This is a genomic window from Coprococcus sp. AF99-45 (assembly GCF_027663865.1).
GTDB lineage: Bacteria > Bacillota > Clostridia > Lachnospirales > Lachnospiraceae > Allocoprococcus > Allocoprococcus comes.
The window spans coordinates 1-21,766 of sequence record NZ_JAQDGZ010000020.1 but is presented as its reverse complement, the minus strand read 5'-3'; the positions used below and the strand labels follow the sequence as shown (position 1 = coordinate 21,766).

Below are 21,766 nucleotides of genomic sequence, written 5' to 3'. Positions count from 1 at the left end.
CCGGTCGGTGGAATCTTTATCATCTCTTTTTGTTCCCCCTCCTTTGTTCTAGCTGTAATATAACACTTATTATTAGCACTGTCAAGAGGTGAGTGCTAATTTTTTTGTGAAGATTTTGTGAACGCTATGAGCAATGCAAAATGGTGAAAATAAACGCCCTGCAAGTTTATGATCAGTTTTCAGTGCTTTTTTCATATTACTTTATTGAATATCCCTCATTCTGCCTATATAAGTGAAACTTAGCGAAACTTAAATTAAATCTCTTTCAGACAATTCAATTTGGATATTCACCAACTGTGGATTATTTCTCAGTGCACCAGTTTCCAACTTACCGCCTGCTGCCTTGCATCCACAAATCTCTTATAAATACCTTCCTGCTTCATTAGTTGCTCATGTATTCCCTGCTGCACAATTCGTCCTTTGTCAACAACCACAATCTGGTCTGCATGTCTGACCGTTTTTAATCTGTGGGCAATCATAATAATCGTTTTTTCCTTTGTAAGCGCATCTACTGCATCCATCAGATCCTTTTCATTCTCCGGATCAACATTGGCCGTTGCTTCATCCAATATAACGATTGGTGCATCCTTCATGATCGCTCTGGCTATCGAAATACGCTGCTTCTCGCCACCGGAAAGTGTAGCTCCTCCTTCTCCGATCATTGTGTCATATCCATTCGGAAGTTTGCTGATAAAATCATGACAACATGCTTTCTTCGCCGCTTCCACCACTTCCTCATGACTTGCATCCTGGCGTCCGAATTTAATATTATTCTCAATGGTGTCTGCAAACAAATACACAGACTGAAATACAAATGAAAAATTACGCATCAGACTGTTCATACTATAGTCTTTTACATTCACGCCTCCAAGTGTCACTTCCCCTGAATCCACATCCCAGAATCTGGCGATCAGATTGCAAAGTGTTGATTTTCCTCCACCAGATGGTCCAACGATTGCTGTTGTCGTTTTCTGCGGAATAGAGAGCGATATATCATCAATAATCTTCCGTTTGTCATAAGAAAACGAAACATTAGAAAGTCTGATATCGTAATTTTCCGGCTGTATTTCTTTACCGTCGATATCCATGGTATCCAGCTCCAATATTGCATTTGCTTTATCTACACATACGCTTACCACATGTAAAAGAGATGAATAATTTCCTGCACATTCCAGACTGGCATAAAGCATAAATGCTGAAATTGTCATACCGATCGCATAGACCGCACTCATAGTTCCATTAATATAAAAATATGCACTGCATGCTACGATTACCGCACCTGTGATTTTTGTTATGACGCTTTGCAGAAAATGATAAGGGACAAACAACATCTCCATCTTTGTATTAATCTTTTCGCATGCTTCATTTGCATCATTTAATCTTTTTGCCTGTTTTCCAAGCAGGTTGTATGATTTTACTTCTGATATTCCCTGCATATACTCCATGATCTGGTTTACAAGCTCCGTATCGCATACCACTTTTTGCTCTGAATCTTTTTTACCCGCATTCTGCATCACAGAATTGACCCCAAAGAAAATAAGTACTCCTGCTGCAGCGATCAGTCCGATTCTCCAGTCAAAAATAAACAGCATAAGAATGATCATTGATGTTTCCAGAATTCCCTGCATGGTCAGCATAACCACTCTCGCAGCCACATCGCCAAGTATTTCCATTGTATTGGTTGTAATAGAAGAAATTTCCCCAATACTATTGGAATTGAAATACCCCATCGGCAGATAGCGCAGATGTTCTGCAATCTTGATTCTCATAAAAGCACTTGCATTATATCCTCCCTCTGTCTGAAGCACTGTAGAGTATCTCTTGCAGATTACGTCGACTACAATTGCAAGAACCATAATCGCAACGGAGCCTCCAATATATTTTCCTGTCGGTTTCCCACTCAACAGACCAATCAGTATGTACATAATAGCCGGAATCTTCATTGCTGAGGCAAGAGCCTCTATGAGTCCGATCACTATCGACAGTTTAAATTTATTGCCATTTTCCCTGCCTGAAAAACGAAAGAATTTTGCCAGAATCCCAAACATATCATTCTCCCTCCTTCACCGTATCTTTTACAGAAATATGGGCATTCCACATTTCTTTATAAAGCGGGCATGACACCAGAAGTTCCTCATGTGTGCCATGTGCTGTTACATTTCCATCATTTACAACAAAGATCTGGTCACTGTCCTTAACAGTAGAAAGTCTGTGTGCTATTACGATCAGGGTCTTCCCTGCTACCAGTTTTGCGATAGAATTCTGCAGAATTGCCTCATTTTCCGGATCTGTGTAGGCAGTTGCCTCATCAAGGATCACGATCGGAGCATCCTTTAACATTGCTCTTGCAATGGAGATACGCTGCCTCTCGCCACCTGACAGATGTCCTCCTGCGCCTCCTACAACCGTATCAAATCCATTCTCCAGCTGCATGATAAATTCATAGCATCCACTTTTCTTTGTCACCTCAACAACCTGTTCATCTGTAGCATTCGGATTTCCCTGTCTGATATTTTCACGGACCGTTTCATTAAACAGATAATTGTCCTGTGCAACATATGCAATTTTCCGGTTAAAATCTGCAAGTGCCATTTCTTTTACATCAGTTCCGCCGATTTTGATACTTCCGGAATCCGCATCCCACAGGGATGCAATCAGCTTTGCAATGGTTGACTTTCCGCTTCCGGAAGGTCCTACGATTGCATTTACCGTTCCTGCTTTCAACTCCATAGTTACGCCATGCAAAATCTCTTTGTCGTGATAACCAAATCTGACATCTTCAAGAGTAACAGAGTTATCTTTTGGAACACTTTTACTTTTCTCTGGACGTTCAAGCTCCGGCTGTTCCAGAATTCCTGCCACTTCACCAACAATCACTCCGATCTTGCCAAGATCATCTGTATAGGAACCCACTGTGATCAACGGTCCAACGATTCCAAGTGATAAAATAATGCAGATGACAAAATCTGAAATCGCAAGTGTTCCATTGGCTACATAATGTGCCCCAAACGGCAATACCGTAAGAAGCGTATAAGGTGTGACCACCATCATCAGTCCATGAAAGATCGAGCACCGTTTCATCCAGGAAATAAAGGAATCTGCATATTCAAAAGCCGCCTTTGTAAATTTTGCATAAGAACTTTCTGTCTTTCCAAATGCCTTGATCACTTCGATTCCGTCAATATATTCCACTGCCGCATCATTCAGATCTTTTGTTGTCTGAACCGTTCTCTCGAAGCTTGGTTTATAATCCAGCATCATTCCAAAATAGGAAAGAAATCCCACTATAACCGGCACCAATGACCAGAGTGCCAGTCTCCAGTCTGTCAGGAAGAAATAAATCAAAATCACAACCGGTGCCAGCAGATTGGACGTGAATTCCGGGACAATATGCGCCAGTGTTGTCTCGATACTGTCGATTCTTTCCACCATAATATTTTTAAATGTACCGGAAGGTGTGTCTTTCACATAGCCAAGAGGTACCCGCGCCAGCTTGTCACAGCAGGATTTTCTTATATTTGCAAGTACTGCAAACGTTGCTTTATGTGACAATGCTGTCGAAAGTGCATGAAGCAGTTCTGCAATGATAAACGATAATGCAATCTGAACCGCTTTTGCAAGATATATTTCAAACTCCTTTTCACCATTTAAAAACAGCTTTACTACATCTGCAATAATAAAATACGGCAAAATCTTAAAAATCACATTTCCTATTGCAAGTAACACACTCCACACATAGGCAATTCTTTTTTGTCCGGCCCATGTCAGGATCCAGCTGACTGCCGACTTCTTTTTTTCTTTCACATCTGTTCACTCCTTACGTTCGTTTTATTGTTTCGTTTTATTGTTTTACCTTCTGTTAGTTCATGCTAATCAACATATAATAAAATAGGTGGTTTACTGGCATCAACCACCTAATATTATTATCCTGTCTGAACTTTATTCAGAAATCCAGAACCTGCAACACACATAACCTATTCAGAATTCCTGCATCAGTTATACTGGAAATTCAATATTCCACAATCGTTCCCAGCCACCTGTATTAAATTCTTTCAGTTGATGTACATTTTTCTTTGCAGTCTCCCTGTCTATATCATGCTCAATGATCTGAAATACTGATGAAAAAAATCCCGTATAGATCATATGCATAAGACTTTCCTCTACAATCGGTATTTTCACCCCATTCTCTTTCATCTTTTCCATATAATTCAGGCTGGACTTCATTTCCCGCTCTACCATATTGTGTATGAATAGTTCAAATTTTCCACTGTCTCCGCATTTCAACAATAATCTGAAATTATCATAATGATCATAGATATAATCAACCATCTGCTCCATCCCATCACTGGATGTATCCGACATATTCCTTGTCTGATCACTGGCAGAAAGCTTTTCAAACTCCTCAACGATCTGGTCATAAATCTGATAAATATGTTCCATATAGGGATCCGTCAGCGCATCAAAAAGTGCCTCTTTCGTCGGATAATACTTGTAAAATGCACCCGTAGTAAGTCCTGCATCTTTTACAATGTTTCTTAAAGATGCTCCTGTCAAACCATCTTTCAGAAAATGTTTTCTGGCTGTATCTAATATGTTTTTCTGTGTATCTTCTGCTTTCGTCGACATTCTTTTCGTATCCTCTAAACTTCTTTTCAAAATATAACAATGCTATATAACACTGTTATATTTTAACTCATTACAGGAATTTGTCAAGTCTTGGTGTTTCAATTTTTTATTTTCCTCGTGTATTCAGTTTCCACTCCGCAGATGCTTTCTGCAGTTTTACAAGTCTGTTCTATTCAGACAGATTTTCTTTGCAGAAAAGCTCTATACAGTTCTCAACCATTGTCTGATCATAGTCTGTTGAAATACCTGAGCCAAGCCAGTATGCATAATCCCCTTCATCATATTTTCCAAGTGTCTCCAGATTGTTGCCATAGCGCAATTCAATATGATAGGTTGTATTATTTGTATCCGCTGCAATGCAGAAATAAGTAAATTCGCCTGAATCTGCATCATCACTTTCAAATTCGTATAATCCACGTACTTCTTCCATTCCAACATAATGATATGTATGGGAAAAGATTTCTTTTCCTTCTGAATCATATCCCTTGATCACTGAATCCGAACCATCAAATTCCAGCTTATTTACGCCTTCTGTAAAAGAGCAGTCATAAACACCATTGCCATCTTTGTATGCTTCTACTGCTTCTTCTCCATAAATTGTTCCTGAAACCATGGATGCTAACTTTTCATATGCTGCTTCAACATTTTCCTCGCCAACCAATTCTGTACAATCATCAATCCAGATCTGCCGATATTTTTCATCAAGAATTACCGGCCAGAGTTCCTGATATGAACCTGTCAAATCAACCAAAAGCTGCTTTGCAGCATCCTGATTTTCATCTGTCTTCTGTTTCTTGTCCGTCGTATTTGTACTTTCTGTAACAGTTGCTGTACCTTTACTTTCTGCTGATGTAGAATTACCACAACCAACCAACATTGAAAATGACATTGCAATTGTTAAAAATAATGTTAAAATTTTTTTCTGTTTCATGATATGCCTCCTTAAATAAAAAAACGTTGCAGTTAGATTTTTCTAACCACAACGCATATTTTATAGATTCCATTACAGAATCTCAATTACTGAACAGACTCTTTTTCTATCCATTCAGACTTTCCTGTGTCTTTTTCTTGCGATATTCTGTTGGTGACATACCGTATTCTGTACGAAATGCGGATGTAAATTTGTTCGGATTCTGATAGCCAATTTGTAACGCTATCTCCCCAATCGTAAGTTTATTTTCTTTTAAAAGGCGTTCCGCCATCTGCAGCCTGTACTTTTTCATATAAGCGTACACAGAATCTCCGTATACACCCTTAAAGCATTTTTTCAAAACAGTGGGTGACATTTTGAAACGCACTGACAATTTTTCAATCGTATAATGCTCCCTGTAGTGTTCCTTTAAAAACGCATGAACCTGTTTTATTGCATCAATCTGTACTTCCGAAAAATATATATGTTCAGAATTATTTTTCTTTAAATCAAATCCAGTTAATACTAATAATAGTTCCAGAATTTTCACACGAATATAACCATATCTGATTTCCTCAGGAACTTTATACAATTCCGAAAAGATATGTTCTATAGAATGATTTGCCCGTATAATCGTAAAACTATGTGTTTTTGAAATGTTACGGATCTTCTCCAGATTTACAGACAACAATTGCAGTATTCTTTTCATTTCATCTGTAATCTTGGAAAAATCAAGCGTAATGGTAATTCCATGATAATGCGATGTAGGAAATTCTGACACATGTCCAGATTTTTTCAAAGAACAAAATGACAAATCCCCTGCCGCTATATAACCATATTCATTTTGTTCAAACACGCATTCGCAACGCCCTTCCATGCAATAGTTTATTTCCATCACACTGGAAGCCGGCTTTTGATCCTTGTTGCAACACTCCATATGCATATCATTATAAACAAGATCAATCCCTGGAAACACATGATACAACGTAATCATTCCTGTACCGCTCTCGTTTTCCAAATGAAAACATTCACAGAATTCCATATCCTGTACTTTTTTACAAGCTGATGTACCATATAATTCAATGCTTGCAAAAGAATCTGATGATTTTAATTCTCTATTCTTATCAGGTCTGGACTCCAATATAGTTTCTGCAAGCTCATAAGCATTTTTCATAACTATTTTCCTCTATACCACATCGCAAATGCCAATTCCGGTAATCGGTCAGTCTCAATAATTGTTTCGAGCATTCTGGCAAACCCTTCCGGGTCGCGAATTTGATACTGCATATGGTTAAATCCCTCAAAAACCGGGAAATTACCGTGTATATATGTCTGCATCACTGCATTTCTGTATTTAAAATGTTCTTCTATACTTCCAAATTCCCAAAATGTATGTTTCTGCAATTCTTCTGACAGTTCTGGAAATGGTTTATCTTCCAAGCTGTCTGCCAGCTGTCTTCTCAGATTTCCATATGTCAAGTTCTTCCCTGCCTCTATAAAATAGGTTTTAATTTTGTCATCGTCACACCACATGATTCTCTTTAGTGTCTTTCCTTTTGACCAATATAAACTTTTCATTGCTATATATAAGAACGGGATCATGATTCTGCGAGTTGCTTTTCCAATCTGGGCAAACTGTCCGCCATCAAAAAAAACATGCTTTACCGTTATTTTTGTCTCTGTCAGGAATGCCATGGCAAGATCTGCTCCAATCGAAGATGCAACTATAAGTTCTATTTCTTTGATTCCATGGTTCCCCAAAAATCGTACAATCTGTTGTATCTCATCTCTTTTGCTTTGATACCTCTGTCCGGAGCAATACACAGTCGATGTTGGCATAATGCAATAATATTTTTCTGCCATTTTCTCTGCAACCGGCATACTGCTTTCCCCAGTTACTCCCATTGCATGGAAAAACAGAATGACTGAATTTGATTTATTTCCTGTTGTTTTAAATACCACACTTCCACCTTCTGTCTATTTTTTATCTATCTACTCTCTTCCATTTTGCAACAGCATTTCTTACCCGCTGGTCAATATCCAGTCGTGCTCTGCGACATTCTTCCGGATATTTTCTTGCTGCCTGAAATGCCAGTTTCACAAAGAGTCCGGAGCCAACCGGGAGCATTGTTTTTAGCATGCTATCTGGAAAAACGAAATGGGTTCCATGCTCATAAATTACAAACTCTAATCTGCATGTATGAGGGTGTTCTTTCATTCGCTGTTTCATTCGGCGGATATATTTTGCAGTATCCCACAACACATCATCTTCCGTACCAATCAGCAATAACGTTCCATGGATTTTTTCAATCTTGATCATCTCGTCTTCTGTGATTGGATGAGCCTTTTCCGAGTCATCAAACAGTTTTCTTGAATTAATCATATCACCGGTCCGTTTTGTTTCTTTCTTAATCACATGCCAGTAATCCGGATGTTTGTAGCAAAATGGCATATACGGAAGGGGTTCTCCTTTGTAAGAAAAAAGAGATTCTCCTTCAATCGGCCATTCCTTACAGCCATCTTTTTTACCCTGCATAAACCCCTGCCAGATAAAATCACTCGGTGTCAGACCAATCGTTAATGTGATATCTTTAAAATAAGAAGCAGCAGTCAATGCCAGTGTTCCTGTAGTAGATGCCCCGACAATTCCTATCTTCTGATCACCATGTGCTTTTAACCAATTGATTGCTTTCTCTATACGTTCCAATGGATAATTATGATGTCCATAATCTTTTTTTCCAGGTGACATTGTCATCACATTCACACCGAGTTTATGTAGCCATTTCACGGATATACGCGCCAGATAATCCTCTGGATCATCCCCGATCATGGCAATCATTGCACAGTCTGAGCCTGTTTTACACTTCCAATATGCTCCATAAAATCCATCTGTTTCCACATCAAAATGTCTTTTCTTCATTTGTATCATCTCCTTAATATCGGCCACGTTTCTCCAAAACTATTATTTTATTTGAGATATTCCGAACAGCCGGAATCTTACCTATTACACAATAAACAGGCATAAGCTCTTTCATTCCTTCAACAAGACTGACTTCCTGCCGAACAGAAAATCCCGGCACAATTCTTTGCAGTTCTGTTCCGTTCTTAACTCCCCATGTGAATTTTGCATTGCTTCCCTCTATGGATTTCTCTTTCATATGCTTTACAACAAAGGGTGACATGGTTTCGACCATTACGGTTACTTTCTGAAATGATTTATCAATAATAGAAAACATCTTCCTGATATCTTTCTCATACAAATACATTGTAAGTCCTTCGATTATTACCAGAATATTCTTACCGTGATAATCGATATCATCTATGTAGGAATCATCCATTGCAGACTTTGCAATCTGATACACCGGATCAGTTTCGGTAAGGAACTGGCTCCTTATTTTCATTGTTTCCGGAAGGTCTACATTATACCAGCGCAGATATTTTCCCTTCATCCGGTAGCATCTGGTATCCAGTCCGCATGCAATATTTACGACAACTGTATTTTCATGCTTCTTCAAATATTGCTCAACCATCCGGTCTAATACAATTGTTCTTGCAATCACACCATAGTTCATAGCGTTATCTTTATCTGCTATAGAAAAGTCATAGTCCAGCTTTTCCACAAGTTCTACTGCAATCTCATCTTTGATCTTTGCATTTTGTTTTTTTGTTTCTTTTGCTCTTGCATACAGGGTCTGTACCATCGTTTCCGGCACACCTGTCACATTCACTTTTTCTTTCATTATCTGTCGCCTTCCACTGCCTTTCTTACTTCTTCCACCCACTCTGCACTATGACAGCAAAACAGTTCTTCATGCTGCATGTTATGTCTCCGAATATCCGGATTTTTGAAATAAGTCCAATATCTCTTTTCATATTTTTTACCCATCTTTGTAGCGTAAAACACATGGATAGTTGTTCCCGGCACATCAATTCCATGCTGGACTTTCGTAACCAGATCCGAATAGAACTGATTATAAATACTCTGTTTTGTAATCCACGGATTTCCTCCTTTACCGATTCCAAACATATTCAAAAATCCATTATATAATTCTTTTTTAACCTCATCTGTCTTATTCAGTTTTTTCTGCATAAATTTCGGAAGAGCACCTGTATGTATCATTTTATACATGAAAGGGACTACCATGGATGACTTGATTTTTGCCACAAGACGACCTGCTTCGTCCATATCACTGCTCCCAATAATGCCATGATCTATATGAATTCTTTTTCGCTGAATCAAAAGGGATACAAAACTTCCTCCAAGAGAACACCCATACGCTGCTTTAATTCTTCCATCATACTTTTTCTTGATTTCCTGCTCAATCTTTTCGCATTCATCTTCCATTGAATAAAATTCTGTTTTTTCATTTGGATCAAATCCATCATAAGAAACTGTTACCGTGTAAAAATAAGAATGTAATCTATCCAGTATATGATCAAAGCTACTATACAGGCAACAGGTACCAGGAAATAAAAATATCACTGGTTTACTACTGTCTCCACTTTCATAAAATTTCATATCTGGCCTCCTTTAGTTTTTTCATATAAGCATAAAATTGCTTATGCGGCTCCCTCATTTCATCTGGTGCCTTCCTGGCATGTTGATACATAAATTTATCTCCAAAGCTACTTTCGAATGTAACAGCAAGCATAAGTATCATAACCAGTTTCTGCAAATAAGACCGCCTACAAGGATCCAATCACACCTGCACCATAAATCAATATTCTCATAGAAATCCGTCCTCTTTTTCATTTTCAAAAAAATGCCAGCGCTCATGTTAGTAATATCTAACTCTCATTTTCTAAAAAACCGTGTGAAAACAAAACTGTAATTCCACACGGATTCTTTTCTTATGCATTCAGTATATCACTTTTACCTGGTTAATCAACCAAATTTTGATAACACAATTAAATTCACAAGCAGATATTCTCTGATTACATCTCCTAGCACTGCAATCCCCGAAAGACTTCCAAGTAAAAACATCTGAGAAATTTTATCCCACATTTTTTTGTATCGTTTTATTGCTTCTGCAATCATTACTATCATAATTCTTTCTGATTATCCAGTTTGCCAAGATACTCTTTCTCTTTGAACAGCTGCCAGTAAACTGAATAGCTCTCATTTCCTCTATAAAAGAATCTGCACTGAAATAATACCCGTCATCTTCCTGCACCAGACAAAGTGCCTGATAACCTGACATCACAATATTAAGTGCAATATCCTGATTGTCCACCAGAAAGGTATAAGTCTGTGCTGATTAGCAGCTCTTACCCATGCCATTTGATCTGCTTCTTTATCCGACAGTGGTTCTTTTTCTTCCAACTGTTTCAGCAGTAGTAATAAAGCCATTTTCCAATACATATTTATAAATTTGTTGTTCCTGTTCACTATAAAGACGGATATCTCTTCTGCAAACCGGTCCATATCTCACTGCTTCATCCATCCGCTCATAATAAGCCATCGAAAAATCTACAATTTTATAAATACTGACTGAACTCTACCTTCTCCTTATTCGGTCCTTCAATCGTAAAGAACCGCACGCCGTTATCCCAGAACGGAAGGAAATGAATGGTATCCTTCGCTGTGTTCATTTTTTCGGCTTCAATATACCGATACACTTCTTCGATATCTTTCACATTGATCGCCACATGATCAATTGCTCCGCTCTCCATCTTTGCAGCCTTATTTTCATAAGTCTCGATCACAAGCGTTTCCAGTTCCAGAAATGCAACCTTTTCGTCTGCTTCTTCATTCACCGTCTGAAGTGCAATCTCAAATCCCAGTTTCTGATAAAAAGCAATTGTTTTTTCAATATCATTTGTCGGAATCCCGATATGCTGAATCCCTGTTGTATATGTTTTCAGATCCATCTTAACGTCCCATCCTTTCTTCAACCTGTGCAAGTTCCGGCATTGCAGGGATCGCGCCTTTCCTCTCTACACAAAGGCTTGCCACCGCGTTGCCAAACCGTACATACTCTTTCAGTTCATCCATGGTAAATGCTTCCGGTCTCTTTCCGGCTTTGCTGATACAGTATAAAAATCCTCCCCAGAAGGAATCTCCTGCCCCATTGGTGTCCACCGCTTTGCTCACAAATCCCGGAATATGTACACCGCCTTCTTTGCAGTACAGATATGCTCCATCGCTTCCCAGCGTGACTGCAACGATCTTGACACCCTTCCGGAATAAAATTTCTGTCGCTTCTTCCGGACTTTTTTTGTCTGTCAGAAGCTTCGTTTCTTCATCTGAAATTTTCATGATATCCACGTAAGGAACCAGACTTCTCATCTGTTTCTTTGCAGTCTCCTCATCCTTCCATAAAGAGGCTCTGTAATTCGGATCATACGAGATAATACTTCCTTTTTCTTTTGCGCGCCGGATCGCATAATGTGTGGTATCTCTTGCCGGCTGTTCCGTAAGTGACAGAGAACCGACATGGAAAATATGTGTCTTATCCAGAATATCAACATCGATTTCTTCTTTTTCCATTCTGGTATCTGCTCCCGGTTTTCTTGCAAAAGAAAATGTTCTCTCTCCATTCTCATCAATATTTACAAACGCAAGAGTCGTAAAATATTTTTCATCCAGAAGCATTCCTTCCGTTTCCACGTTTTCTTTTTCCAGCACAGATTTCAAAAACTCTCCATGCATATCCTTTCCTGCCTTCCCGATAAAAGCGGTATGTCCACCAAGTTTTGCCACCGCAACTGCAACATTTGCAGGAGCGCCACCCGGATTCTGGGCAAATAGTGTCTGCCCGTCTTCATTTACTCCCTGCCAGGTAAAATCGATCAGGATCTCACCAAATGTTGTAATGTCGTAAAGCGACCGTTTTGCCGCATCATTGGTATCTGCAAGAAGTCCTTCTTCAAGCAGTCTCTCCAGAACCTGGTTGCATTCATTTTCTTCGTCCGTGTGGATATGCAGTTCTCCGTATTCAAATTCAGGCATACTTAAAACACCGAGCATGGATTTCGCATTGACCACATATCTGCCACTGCAAAGCTCTACGTCACAGGAAATCCGCTCTGCAATGCTGACCAGTTTCCGTGCATTTGTCATGGTTCCCAATATTACTTTCGCAATCATTTTTTCCTCCTAAGCAAATATGCTGATAATCAGGGCACAGATAAGACCGGTAAATCCGATAATCGTCTCCATCATCGTCCATGATTTTAAGGTTGTCTTTTCATCAATTTCCAGCAAGGAGCTTACCAGCCAGAAACCAGAATCATTCACATGACTGAATGCCGTTGCACCACCGGTAATCGCACAGACCATCGCTGCAAGGTATAATGGCGAAAGTCCTGCAACCGCCGGCATGGATGCCATAATTCCGGCTGCCATCGTCATCGCAACCACTGCCGCTCCAACCGATGCTCTTACCAGAGCTGCGATCAGCAGTCTTGTCGGATCTGCTGCAAATACTGTTTCTGACATTTTCATTTCCTCCCGTATTCTTCCTGATTAGTGAACATATTTGTGGATCGTTGCTTTTACAGCACCTGGTCCTGCGATCATTTCACGAAACATTTCTTCAATCTTTTCACCGACACCATCTTTGTAAAGATCGGTAAAGAACAGACGTTCATTGGACAGGATCGGTTTCAGCTGGTCTTTCAATGTCTCCGGCTTTCCAACTACGATGTCACCAAGCTGTTCTCCGATTTCTTCATTCATCGGATCCGGTGCCAGTTCGAATTTGTTTCCTTCATCATCAACTGCCAGCATATATCTGAGCCAGCCTGCAATACCAAGCGGAATTGCTGTCAGTTTTGATGCATCTCCGTATTTTGCCACATAAGCTTTTACCGTCTCGCCAAAACGGATACCAACCATCTGTGACACATCAACTGCAAGACGGAGATTTGTATCTCCCAGATATTCATTCGGAAAACGGTCATTAAAAAGTTCATCCACAAATGCCTGTGGAGAAAGGATTCCAGGATCTGCCACTACCGGAAGTCCTTCGTCATAAGCAACCATTCTTGCCATCTTCATCATATCTTCATTGGTATTAAGCATATGTGCGAACAGATCATATCCAAGTACGACACCAAGCGGACCTGTGGCTGAATGAACCGGATTTAAGCATACCGTTACTTTCATTCGTTCCGAAAGATTTACTGTATTTCTGTCCGCCATATAAACTCCAAATCCTTTTTCCAGTGCCGGGCGTCCGTTCGGAAAACTGTCTTCAATGACCAAATATTGCGGTTTTTCTGCATTTACAAATGGAGCAATGTAAGTCTTCTTTCCGGTGATGACCGGCTGCATTTTTTCCACACCGAGAGCTTCAAGATCATCTGCAATCTGTTCGCTCGGACGTGGAGTGATCTTGTCGATCATGGTCCATGGGAAGGCAACGACTTTTTCATCACTTACATATGTAATGAAATCATCATCTACAAATCCCTGCTTCTTCCACTCTTCTGCCATTGTAAGAACAGATTCACGGAGTTTTGCACCATTCTTGGAACAGTTATCCATAGATACCAGTGCAATTGGATATCTTCCTGCTTTGAATCTTTCATAAAGCATTGCTACCAGTACTGCCATGGCTCCTGTCGCTTTGTCCGGTCCGTTCTTAATGTCCGCTTCCACGAATGGAAACCAGGTTCCGTCTGCTTTCTGCAGAGCATATCCTTTTTCGGTAATTGTAAAGGATACCATCTGAAGAGATTTGCTTGTAAAGATCTCTTTCAGGCGGTTCCACTGTGCCAAATCAGAAGACTGTGCTTTTACTGCTTCTGCAAGGGATCCGAGTACTTTATATTCACGTGTTCCGTCCCCATGCAGAATTACGCTCAGTCCCAGATTGTCATATGGATCATAAATTTTATCTACTACGTCATAGTCAAATGTCTCTACACAGGTGATTCCTCTGTCCAGTACACCTTCTTCCAGAAGTCCGTCTGCAATTCCACCGATAAAAATACGGAAAATATTACCGATTCCAAAATGAACCCATCCCGGTTCTTCTTTTGCTTTTTCAGATATCTTCTCCACATCATATCCCGGAAGTGCAATTCCTGCCTTCTCCCATGCCGCACGGTCTTTGATTCCTTCGATTGTTAACTTCATTTTGTTACCTCCCGTTTTACTTTTTCTTTTTAGTTATGTTTTTGACTTACGCTTATATCTAAGTTGTAAGTGTAGTATATAACCACAAAAGTGAGTTGTCTATTGACAAAAAATACAATTTTACAATTCTATTTTTATCTATTTTTCACAAAGCGAATCAGAAAGCTCTTGTTTTATCCGCACATCTATATTAGAATAAGTTCATATCTTGTGTGTATGATTCACGCATAAGTAAAGGAGAATATCATGAAAGAAAAAGGAATGACCACGATTACCCTGAAAAAAATCAATCGGGAAAAAGTGTACCAATATATTTATCAGCAAAAAGAAACATCCAAACTCCAGATCGTTCAGGATCTGCAGATGGGACTTTCTACTGTCAGCCAGAATTTAAATGAGCTGGAAAATGACGGTCTGATCAGCCGGAATGGATATTTTGAATCAACCGGCGGACGAAAGGCCCAGATTATAAAAATTGTTGAAGATTTCCGTATTTCGATCGGACTTGGGATTTTAAAAGATATGTTTCATATTGTAGCCGTGAATTTATATGGAGATGCAGTTGCAACAGAGACAATTGAACTCCCATATGAGAACAGCGATGCTTACTACACTGCCCTTGCTGCAAATGTAGAGCTCTTTATCCAGAAGAATCATTACGCTCCTGAAAAAATTGAGGGAATTTCGATTGCCACACAGGGAATCATCTCACCGGATGGAACTGCCGTAACCTACGGCGATATCATGGGAAATGCAAACATGCAGCTGTCTGATTTTTCTTCCAGACTTCCGTATCCATGTCATCTGGAACACGATTCAAAAGCCGCTGCAGATCTGGAACTCTGGAATCATCCACAATTTGACAGTGCCCTGATTTTTCTTCTGAATCCTAACCTTGGCGGTGCGATCATCACCGGACATGAAGTTCACCAGGGCGATCATATGCGTAGTGGTCTGATTGAACACATCTGCATTGATCCAAATGGTCCGAAATGTTATTGCGGCAATCACGGGTGTCTGGAAACTTACTGTTCTGCAAATGCCCTGAAAGCAGCTTCCGGTATGCCGGTCAAAGAATTTTTTAACCTCCTGCATCAGACACATGCTCTGAATCTCACACAAATCTGGAGAGACTATCTTGACCATCTTGCATTTGCGATCCGCAATCTGAACCTTGTGATCGACAGTCCGGTAATCATCAGTGGATATCTTGCACCGTATTTTCTGGATGCGGATATGCAGTATCTGCTAAATAAAGTCAATGAAAGTTCTCTCTTTCAGATGACCGAAGATCAGCTTCTGGTAGGGAATCACGGACAATACACACCAGCAATCGGCGCAGCACTTTATTACATCAAGGAGTTTCTGACGCCGGTTGTGTCGTAATCATCGAGTAGGCTGACCCCCTACTCGATCTGCACTTGGCTCATCGTATACACAAACAGGACAGATATCATCTATCACTTTTTTCCCATTTTCAGGAATAAGGATATCAAATATCTGTCCTGCTTTCTTATGTTTTACCTAAACATTTTCACAGAGCTTCTACGCATCAAAATGAATCCTGCTTTCATCAAATCTGTCTTGCTGCGCTCTTTCTTCTGCCGGATATCCAAGTGGAAAGATTGCAAATGCTCTTTGATCGTCCGGAATCCCAACAATCTCTTCCACTTCTTTCATACGCTCTTCGATCGGAGCAATTCCAAGCCAGACTCCGCCAAGTCCGATCTCATCTGTCTTGAGCCATAAGTTCTCCATTGCAATACTCATATCAATATCCGCATAGCATGGAACTGCACAGTCTTTCCGATATGCTGATACGATTGCCACCGGTGCATTCGCTGTCATCCCTGCATACGGACTTGCCTTTGATAACTTTTCCAGTGTATCTTTTTTGGTAATTACATAGAATTCCCACGGCTGCTGGTTCTTTGCAGACGGCGCTGCCATTGCCGCGCGGAGGATTTCCATAATCTTTTCCTTCTCCACTGGTCTGTCCTGATATTTTCTGATACTTACACGATGAAATAAATCTGCCATTTTCTGTTCTCCTCTATTCTATCTTTTTCAGTCTCTCAACCGCATATTTGATAAATCTTTTCACCGCAGGTGATGCCTGTTTATACGATGGAACTGCAAGTCCAAGTGTGATCCTTGATGGTGGATCTACCGGAATCTTCACTACATCACAATTCCATTTTTCCGTGATCAGATTATTCATCACACTCATTCCAAGTCCCTTTTCAATCATTGCCATTGTTGCAAAATTCTCCAGTGTTGTAAAATGAATATTTGGCACAATTCCATTTCTGTCAAACAGTGAAACCACATCATCATCTCTTCCGAGTGCCGGCATTATAAAAGAATCTGTCTCACAATTAATAAGCGGATAATCTCTCTCAAAGTCCCAACAAGCTGACTGACTCCCGATGGTGTATAATTTAATCTCTCCGCTGCCTTTGTAAAACTGCCTGTATCCGCGGCATACATAAAGGCCTTGCATCTGGCACTTTCCACATCCGTTCACCCCTTGCTTTTAATCTTTATTTTAAGTAATACTATAATCATTTTACACAATTACTAGTTTTACTTTATTATATTTATATTTTAAAATAAATTAGTTGATTGTCTTGAAAAATGCTTGATTTACGGGCATATTCGCAGGGTTGCAGATTGATTTTACTACTCATTTACTACTTTTAACAAATTGAGCCTTGATATGCAAAAAACACCTGCGGGCTGCCGGATAGACCGCTGCACCACCTTACGCGGCACGTCGAAAAGAAAAAATAAAATAAGCACCACCTATAAGGCGGCGTTTCTCACTCCTACACAGGAGAACAGGAACGCTGCTTTTTTTATGCCCTCATGTTACGCAGTAAGGGCAAACAAAGCCTTGATTTATGCGGCTCTTAGCGCGCGGAAATGAGAAGGACAAGGGTTGATACCTTTTCCCTCAAAACCGCGTTTCTACTGCGTAACAAATCCAACGAAAAGGAGTGACGAAGCTATGGCAGTTTTCCGCGTGGAAAAGAACAAAGGTTATACGGTTATGAGCAACCACCATTTACGCAACAAGGAACTTTCCCTAAAGGCAAAGGGCTTGTTGTCGCAAATGCTCTCACTTCCCGAAGATTGGGACTACACCCTTGCAGGACTGTCCCTTATCAACCGGGAAAAAATTGACGCTATCCGGGAAGCAGTACGGGAACTGGAAAATGCCGGATATATACAGCGTTCAAGGGAACGTGATGAGAAAGGACGCTTACGCGGTACAACGTATGTTATCTATGAGCAGCCGCCTAAGTTGGATTTACCTACATTGGAAAAACCAACATTGGATAATCCAACATTGGAAAAACCTACGTTGGAAAATCCAACGCAATTAAATAAAGAACTATTAAAGACTAACTTACCAAAAAAAGAAAAATTAAATACAGATATATCAAGTACCCATTCCATTCCTTTCCGTTCCCTAAATCCCTCTCCCTTAGAGGACGCGGCACAGCCGCCGGAACGGAAGCGAAAGGAAACGGAACCGAGCGCATTTGATATTTATGAGGAAATCATCAAGGACAATATCGAGTATGACATACTCATGCAGGATAACCGCCTTGATAAAGACCTCATCAATGAGATTGTGACCCTCATACTTGAAACGGTCTGCACTAAACGAAAAACTATCCGTATCGCCGGGGACGATTATCCGGCAGGGCTTGTCAAGGCAAGGTTTATGAAACTTGACAGCAGCCACATTGAATTTGTCCTTGCCTGCATGAGCGAGAACACCACCAAAATCCGCAACATCAAACAATACCTGCGGGCAGTGCTTTTCAATGCCCCGTCCACTATGAACAGCTACTATACGTCCCTTGTAGCGCACGACATGGCAAGCGGCGCACTGGCACCGAAGAAGCCGCAGTTTGGCGACCCGGACTATTATTCTTGCAACGAGGGCGAAAGCCTGTAAACCAACCCAAAGGAGGATTTGATTATGACGCAGAAAACAGGAGCTTTGATTTTTGATGAAACCGCTGACCGCTACGACATTCGCTTTGACGTAAACGACTATTACGGGGGCTTGCATTGCGGCGACTGCATGGAAGTCTTTGTGCGGGGCAAGTGGAAGCCGACCCGTATGGAGTACGGGGACAACTGGTATCTTGTGGGTATTCGGGCGGCAGACCTTTCCGGGCTGCGAGTACGGATTTAACAGGGCGGCGTGAAAGCGGACGCTCTTTTTTCATGCCCGCCCCGCTTCCCAGCGGCGGGCATACCACCATAGAACACGAAAGGAGGACACCCATTGCAGGAGGAAACCAACGAAAAGACCATAGCCCTTTACATCAAGACCGGGAAGCTGACCGCGCAGCAGCTCCAAAAGGCTATGAAAGCTCTGCTTGCACAGATGAAAAAGCAGCATGACAAACAGAAAATCCCGCATGGAAAGCAGACCCTAAAGCAGCTTATGAAGCAGAACGCGGGTGTTTCCAACATTGAAATCACAAAGGACAATATCAAAGCCTTTGAGAGTACGGCGAAAAAATACGGGATTGATTTTGCACTAAAGAAAGACAGCACCGAAACCCCACCCCGCTATCTTGTGTTTTTCAAGGGACGGGACGCGGACGCACTGACCGCAGCTTTCAAGGAGTTTTCCGCAAAGAAGCTGACACAGGGACAAAAGCCCTCTATCCGCAAGCTGATTGTTTCCCTCAAAGAAAAGGCGGCGGCTCTGAACGCACAGCGGGACAAAGTAAAAAACAAAGACAGGGGGATTGTAAGATGAACGCTATCAACTGGAAAAAGCTGCTACTTCCCAACATTCCCTATCTGCTCTTTGTGTATCTCTTTGATAAAGTCGGACAGGCGGTACGCCTTGCGCCGGGGGCTGACCTATCCGGCAAGGTGCTGTCGCTTGGGGAGGGCTTTTCTATGGCTTTTGCAACCCCGCTTCCGAGCCTTGCCCCTATGGATTTGCTTATCGGTATTGTGGGGGCTGTCCTTATCCGGCTTATGGTGTACTTCAAAGGCAAGAACGCGAAGAAATATCGAAAAGGTATCGAATACGGTTCAGCCCGTTGGGGCAACGCCGAAGATATAAAGCCCTACACCGACCCGATATTTCAAAATAACGTGCTGCTGACACAGACGGAACAGCTTACCATGAACAGCCGCCCGAAGCAGCCGAAGTATGCAAGGAATAAAAATATCCTTGTTATCGGGGGAAGCGGCAGCGGCAAGACGAGATTTTTTGTGAAGCCCAACTTAATGCAAATGCACTCAAGTTACGTTGTAACCGACCCGAAAGGTACGGTTTTAGTCGAGTGTGGGAAGCTCTTACAGCGCGGCGGGTATCGGATAAAGGTGCTAAACACGATAAACTTCAAAAAAAGTATGAAATACAATCCCTTTGCCTATCTCCGCAGCGAAAAAGACATTTTGAAACTGGTAAATACCTTGATTGCCAACACCAAAGGGGACGGGGAAAAAGCCGGGGAGGATTTTTGGGTAAAATCGGAACGGCTCTTTTACTGCGCCCTTATCGGCTACATTTGGTACGAAGCCCCGGAGGAAGAAAAGAACTTCACGACGCTGCTTGAAATGATAAATGCCAGTGAAGCCCGCGAGGACGACCCGGAATTTCAGTCCCCCGTTGACCTCATGTTTGAACGGTTGGAGGAAAAAGACCCGGAACACTTTGCCGTCCGGCAGTATAAGAAATTCCTGTTATCTGCGGGAAAAACAAGAAGCTCTATCCTCATTTCCTGCGGGGCGCGGCTTGCACCCTTTGACATTAAGGAGCTGCGCGACCTTATGGAAACTGACGAAATGGAGCTTGACACCATAGGCGACCGCAAGACCGCCCTGTTTGTTATCATCAGCGACACCGACGATACTTTTAACTTTGTCGTGAGTATTCTTTACACGCAGCTTTTCAATCTGCTTTGCGACAAGGCAGATGATGAATACGGCGGCAGGCTGCCCGTCCATGTGCGCTGTCTGTTAGACGAGTTTGCAAATATCGGGCAGATACCGAAGTTTGAAAAGCTCATAGCCACCATACGAAGCCGGGAAATCTCCGCGTCGATTATCTTACAGTCGCAAAGCCAGTTAAAGGCAATCTATAAGGACAACGCCGATACCATAGTCGGCAACTGCGACACCACCCTTTTCTTGGGCGGCAAGGAGAAAACCACCCTCAAAGAAATGTCGGAAATCTTGGGGAAAGAAACCATTGACAGCTTCAACACTTCCGAGAACCGGGGGCGCGAGGTATCGCATGGGCTGAACTATCAGAAGTTAGGCAAGCAGCTTATGACGGAAGATGAAATAGCAGTCATGGACGGCGGGAAATGTATTTTACAGCTACGAGGGGTGCGCCCGTTCTTCTCTGATAAGTACGACATTACAAAGCACCCCAACTATAAATATCTTTCCGACTATGACAAGAAAAATACCTTTGATATGGAAAAGCATTTAAGGCGCAGACCCGCCCTTGTGAAGCCGGACGAAGTATTTGACTACTACGAAATCAGCGAAAGCGATTTGCAGGAGGACACCGACCATGAATAGACGTATCAGAAAGAAAAAGGACAAGAAAATCACAGAAGCCATAAACGGACTTATCTCCATTGCCGAGTGGCAGGAAAGACAGCGGCAGGCTGCTATCCAGCAGTTTGTGAAACGGTGTGAAGCCCTGTATGAGCAGCAGCGAAAAGAAAGGAGGAATTGACGCAGTAACAAAATTTATGAGTGGGTGCAGAATACGCGCCCCTACTGGAAAATCCATAACGCCCACACTTAAAAACTGAATACCGCCGCGCGGCAGAATTTTACGCAGCGTGGGGACTTACGACCGCGGCAGTTACAAAACTGACCGCCGTTTTTTATGCCCTTTTTAGGGGGCAAGCCGCATTTGCGGCAGAAAGGAGCTTTATGGAATTTTTTAACTCTGCTATCGACGTATTACAGACCCTTGTTATCGCACTGGGCGCAGGCTTAGGCATTTGGGGCGTTATCAATCTCTTGGAGGGATATGGAAACGACAATCCGGGTGCAAAATCACAGGGCATTAAGCAGCTCATGGCTAATTAGTTGGAACAAAAAACGAAAGGAAAAGCACAATCCAGACGGTATCAGCG

24 protein-coding genes and 1 pseudogene are annotated in these 21,766 nt (G+C 41.5%); 7 read left to right on the top strand and 18 right to left on the bottom strand.

Annotation, left to right across the window (positions count from 1 at the left end):
• Positions 1 to 308: 308 nt before the first annotated feature.
• The 15 genes and pseudogenes from PGR14_RS12660 to PGR14_RS12590 form a co-directional block, all read right to left on the bottom strand.
• A complete protein-coding gene (locus PGR14_RS12660; RefSeq protein ID WP_270223515.1) occupies positions 309 to 2,048 on the bottom strand; it encodes an ABC transporter ATP-binding protein in 1,740 nt (579 codons plus the stop codon).
• Between the two features lies 1 nt (position 2,049).
• Entirely contained in the window at positions 2,050 to 3,804 is a 1,755-nt protein-coding gene (locus tag PGR14_RS12655) for an ABC transporter ATP-binding protein (protein ID WP_270223514.1), read from the bottom strand.
• A 192-nt stretch (positions 3,805 to 3,996) separates the two neighbouring features.
• Positions 3,997 to 4,626 (bottom strand): TetR/AcrR family transcriptional regulator, encoded by a 630-nt coding sequence (locus PGR14_RS12650; protein WP_021739680.1) that lies wholly within the window; start codon positions 4,624 to 4,626, stop codon positions 3,997 to 3,999.
• 169 nt (positions 4,627 to 4,795) lie between these two features.
• Positions 4,796 to 5,557 carry a hypothetical protein gene (locus PGR14_RS12645; protein ID WP_270223513.1) on the bottom strand — a complete coding sequence of 254 codons (762 nt, stop codon included), beginning with the start codon at positions 5,555 to 5,557 and terminating at the stop codon, positions 4,796 to 4,798.
• A 106-nt stretch (positions 5,558 to 5,663) separates the two neighbouring features.
• A complete protein-coding gene (locus tag PGR14_RS12640; RefSeq protein ID WP_270223512.1) occupies positions 5,664 to 6,710 on the bottom strand; it encodes a helix-turn-helix domain-containing protein in 1,047 nt (348 codons plus the stop codon).
• Between the two features lie 2 nt (positions 6,711 to 6,712).
• Entirely contained in the window at positions 6,713 to 7,498 is a 786-nt protein-coding gene (locus PGR14_RS12635; protein ID WP_270223511.1) for a hypothetical protein, read from the bottom strand.
• A 22-nt stretch (positions 7,499 to 7,520) separates the two neighbouring features.
• Entirely contained in the window at positions 7,521 to 8,456 is a 936-nt protein-coding gene (locus PGR14_RS12630) for an acyl-CoA thioester hydrolase/BAAT C-terminal domain-containing protein (protein ID WP_270223510.1), read from the bottom strand.
• A 13-nt stretch (positions 8,457 to 8,469) separates the two neighbouring features.
• Complete coding sequence (locus PGR14_RS12625; protein ID WP_195256009.1) at positions 8,470 to 9,276, bottom strand: class I SAM-dependent methyltransferase; 807 nt, start codon at positions 9,274 to 9,276, stop codon at positions 8,470 to 8,472.
• Complete coding sequence (locus PGR14_RS12620) at positions 9,276 to 10,055, bottom strand: hypothetical protein (protein WP_270223509.1); 780 nt, start codon at positions 10,053 to 10,055, stop codon at positions 9,276 to 9,278. The genes PGR14_RS12625 and PGR14_RS12620 overlap by 1 nt, the downstream gene beginning before the upstream one ends.
• 366 nt (positions 10,056 to 10,421) lie before the next feature.
• Positions 10,422 to 10,583: a DUF6040 family protein gene (locus PGR14_RS12615; protein WP_270203250.1), complete on the bottom strand. Its 162-nt coding sequence runs from the start codon at positions 10,581 to 10,583 to the stop codon at positions 10,422 to 10,424.
• Between the two features lie 247 nt (positions 10,584 to 10,830).
• On the bottom strand, positions 10,831 to 10,998 hold the full coding sequence (locus tag PGR14_RS12610; RefSeq protein WP_227120309.1) for a hypothetical protein: 168 nt from the start codon (positions 10,996 to 10,998) through the stop codon (positions 10,831 to 10,833).
• 16 nt (positions 10,999 to 11,014) lie between these two features.
• Positions 11,015 to 11,407, bottom strand: coding sequence for a VOC family protein (locus PGR14_RS12605; protein WP_173699674.1), 393 nt, complete (start codon positions 11,405 to 11,407; stop codon positions 11,015 to 11,017).
• A 1-nt stretch (position 11,408) separates the two neighbouring features.
• Entirely contained in the window at positions 11,409 to 12,413 is a 1,005-nt protein-coding gene (locus PGR14_RS12600) for a carbohydrate kinase family protein (protein ID WP_243273151.1), read from the bottom strand.
• A gap of 222 nt (positions 12,414 to 12,635) precedes the next feature.
• Positions 12,636 to 12,938 (bottom strand): annotated as a pseudogene (locus PGR14_RS12595) (GntT/GntP/DsdX family permease); the annotation flags it as partial.
• A 66-nt stretch (positions 12,939 to 13,004) separates the two neighbouring features.
• Entirely contained in the window at positions 13,005 to 14,621 is a 1,617-nt protein-coding gene (locus PGR14_RS12590; RefSeq protein ID WP_022220875.1) for a mannitol dehydrogenase family protein, read from the bottom strand.
• 246 nt (positions 14,622 to 14,867) lie between these two features.
• Here PGR14_RS12590 and PGR14_RS12585 point away from each other — a divergent pair, with 246 nt between their 5' ends.
• A complete protein-coding gene (locus PGR14_RS12585; protein ID WP_270223507.1) occupies positions 14,868 to 16,007 on the top strand; it encodes an ROK family protein in 1,140 nt (379 codons plus the stop codon).
• 159 nt (positions 16,008 to 16,166) lie between these two features.
• Here PGR14_RS12585 and PGR14_RS12580 read toward each other — a convergent pair whose 3' ends face one another.
• From PGR14_RS12580 to PGR14_RS16410, 3 genes are read right to left on the bottom strand one after another with little or no spacing between them, the layout of a single operon-like run.
• Entirely contained in the window at positions 16,167 to 16,661 is a 495-nt protein-coding gene (locus PGR14_RS12580) for a nitroreductase family protein (protein WP_055249225.1), read from the bottom strand.
• A 13-nt stretch (positions 16,662 to 16,674) separates the two neighbouring features.
• Positions 16,675 to 16,977 carry a LysR family transcriptional regulator substrate-binding protein gene (locus PGR14_RS12575; RefSeq protein ID WP_207642810.1) on the bottom strand — a complete coding sequence of 101 codons (303 nt, stop codon included), beginning with the start codon at positions 16,975 to 16,977 and terminating at the stop codon, positions 16,675 to 16,677.
• The gene (locus PGR14_RS16410) at positions 16,977 to 17,111 is read right to left on the bottom strand and encodes a helix-turn-helix domain-containing protein (protein WP_416387062.1); all 135 of its coding nucleotides are present in this window, start codon (positions 17,109 to 17,111) and stop codon (positions 16,977 to 16,979) included. Before PGR14_RS16410 ends, PGR14_RS12575 begins: the two co-directional genes overlap by 1 nt.
• A gap of 520 nt (positions 17,112 to 17,631) precedes the next feature.
• Here PGR14_RS16410 and PGR14_RS12570 point away from each other — a divergent pair.
• The 6 genes from PGR14_RS12570 to PGR14_RS12545 all read left to right on the top strand — a co-directional run bounded on the left by PGR14_RS12570 (position 17,632) and on the right by PGR14_RS12545 (position 21,719).
• Positions 17,632 to 18,591, top strand: a complete 960-nt coding sequence (locus PGR14_RS12570; protein ID WP_118142534.1) for a DUF6017 domain-containing protein — start codon at positions 17,632 to 17,634, stop codon at positions 18,589 to 18,591.
• 24 nt (positions 18,592 to 18,615) lie between these two features.
• The gene (locus tag PGR14_RS12565; protein ID WP_004611927.1) at positions 18,616 to 18,834 is read left to right on the top strand and encodes a DUF5348 domain-containing protein; all 219 of its coding nucleotides are present in this window, start codon (positions 18,616 to 18,618) and stop codon (positions 18,832 to 18,834) included.
• 93 nt (positions 18,835 to 18,927) lie between these two features.
• The gene (locus PGR14_RS12560; RefSeq protein WP_118142533.1) at positions 18,928 to 19,410 is read left to right on the top strand and encodes a PcfB family protein; all 483 of its coding nucleotides are present in this window, start codon (positions 18,928 to 18,930) and stop codon (positions 19,408 to 19,410) included.
• Positions 19,407 to 21,197: a VirD4-like conjugal transfer protein, CD1115 family gene (locus PGR14_RS12555; RefSeq protein ID WP_118142532.1), complete on the top strand. Its 1,791-nt coding sequence runs from the start codon at positions 19,407 to 19,409 to the stop codon at positions 21,195 to 21,197. Before PGR14_RS12560 ends, PGR14_RS12555 begins: the two co-directional genes overlap by 4 nt.
• A complete protein-coding gene (locus tag PGR14_RS12550) occupies positions 21,190 to 21,357 on the top strand; it encodes a hypothetical protein (protein ID WP_022621600.1) in 168 nt (55 codons plus the stop codon). The genes PGR14_RS12555 and PGR14_RS12550 overlap by 8 nt, the downstream gene beginning before the upstream one ends.
• A 203-nt stretch (positions 21,358 to 21,560) precedes the next feature.
• Positions 21,561 to 21,719 carry a Maff2 family mobile element protein gene (locus tag PGR14_RS12545; protein WP_103900330.1) on the top strand — a complete coding sequence of 53 codons (159 nt, stop codon included), beginning with the start codon at positions 21,561 to 21,563 and terminating at the stop codon, positions 21,717 to 21,719.
• Positions 21,720 to 21,766: the final 47 nt, after the last annotated feature.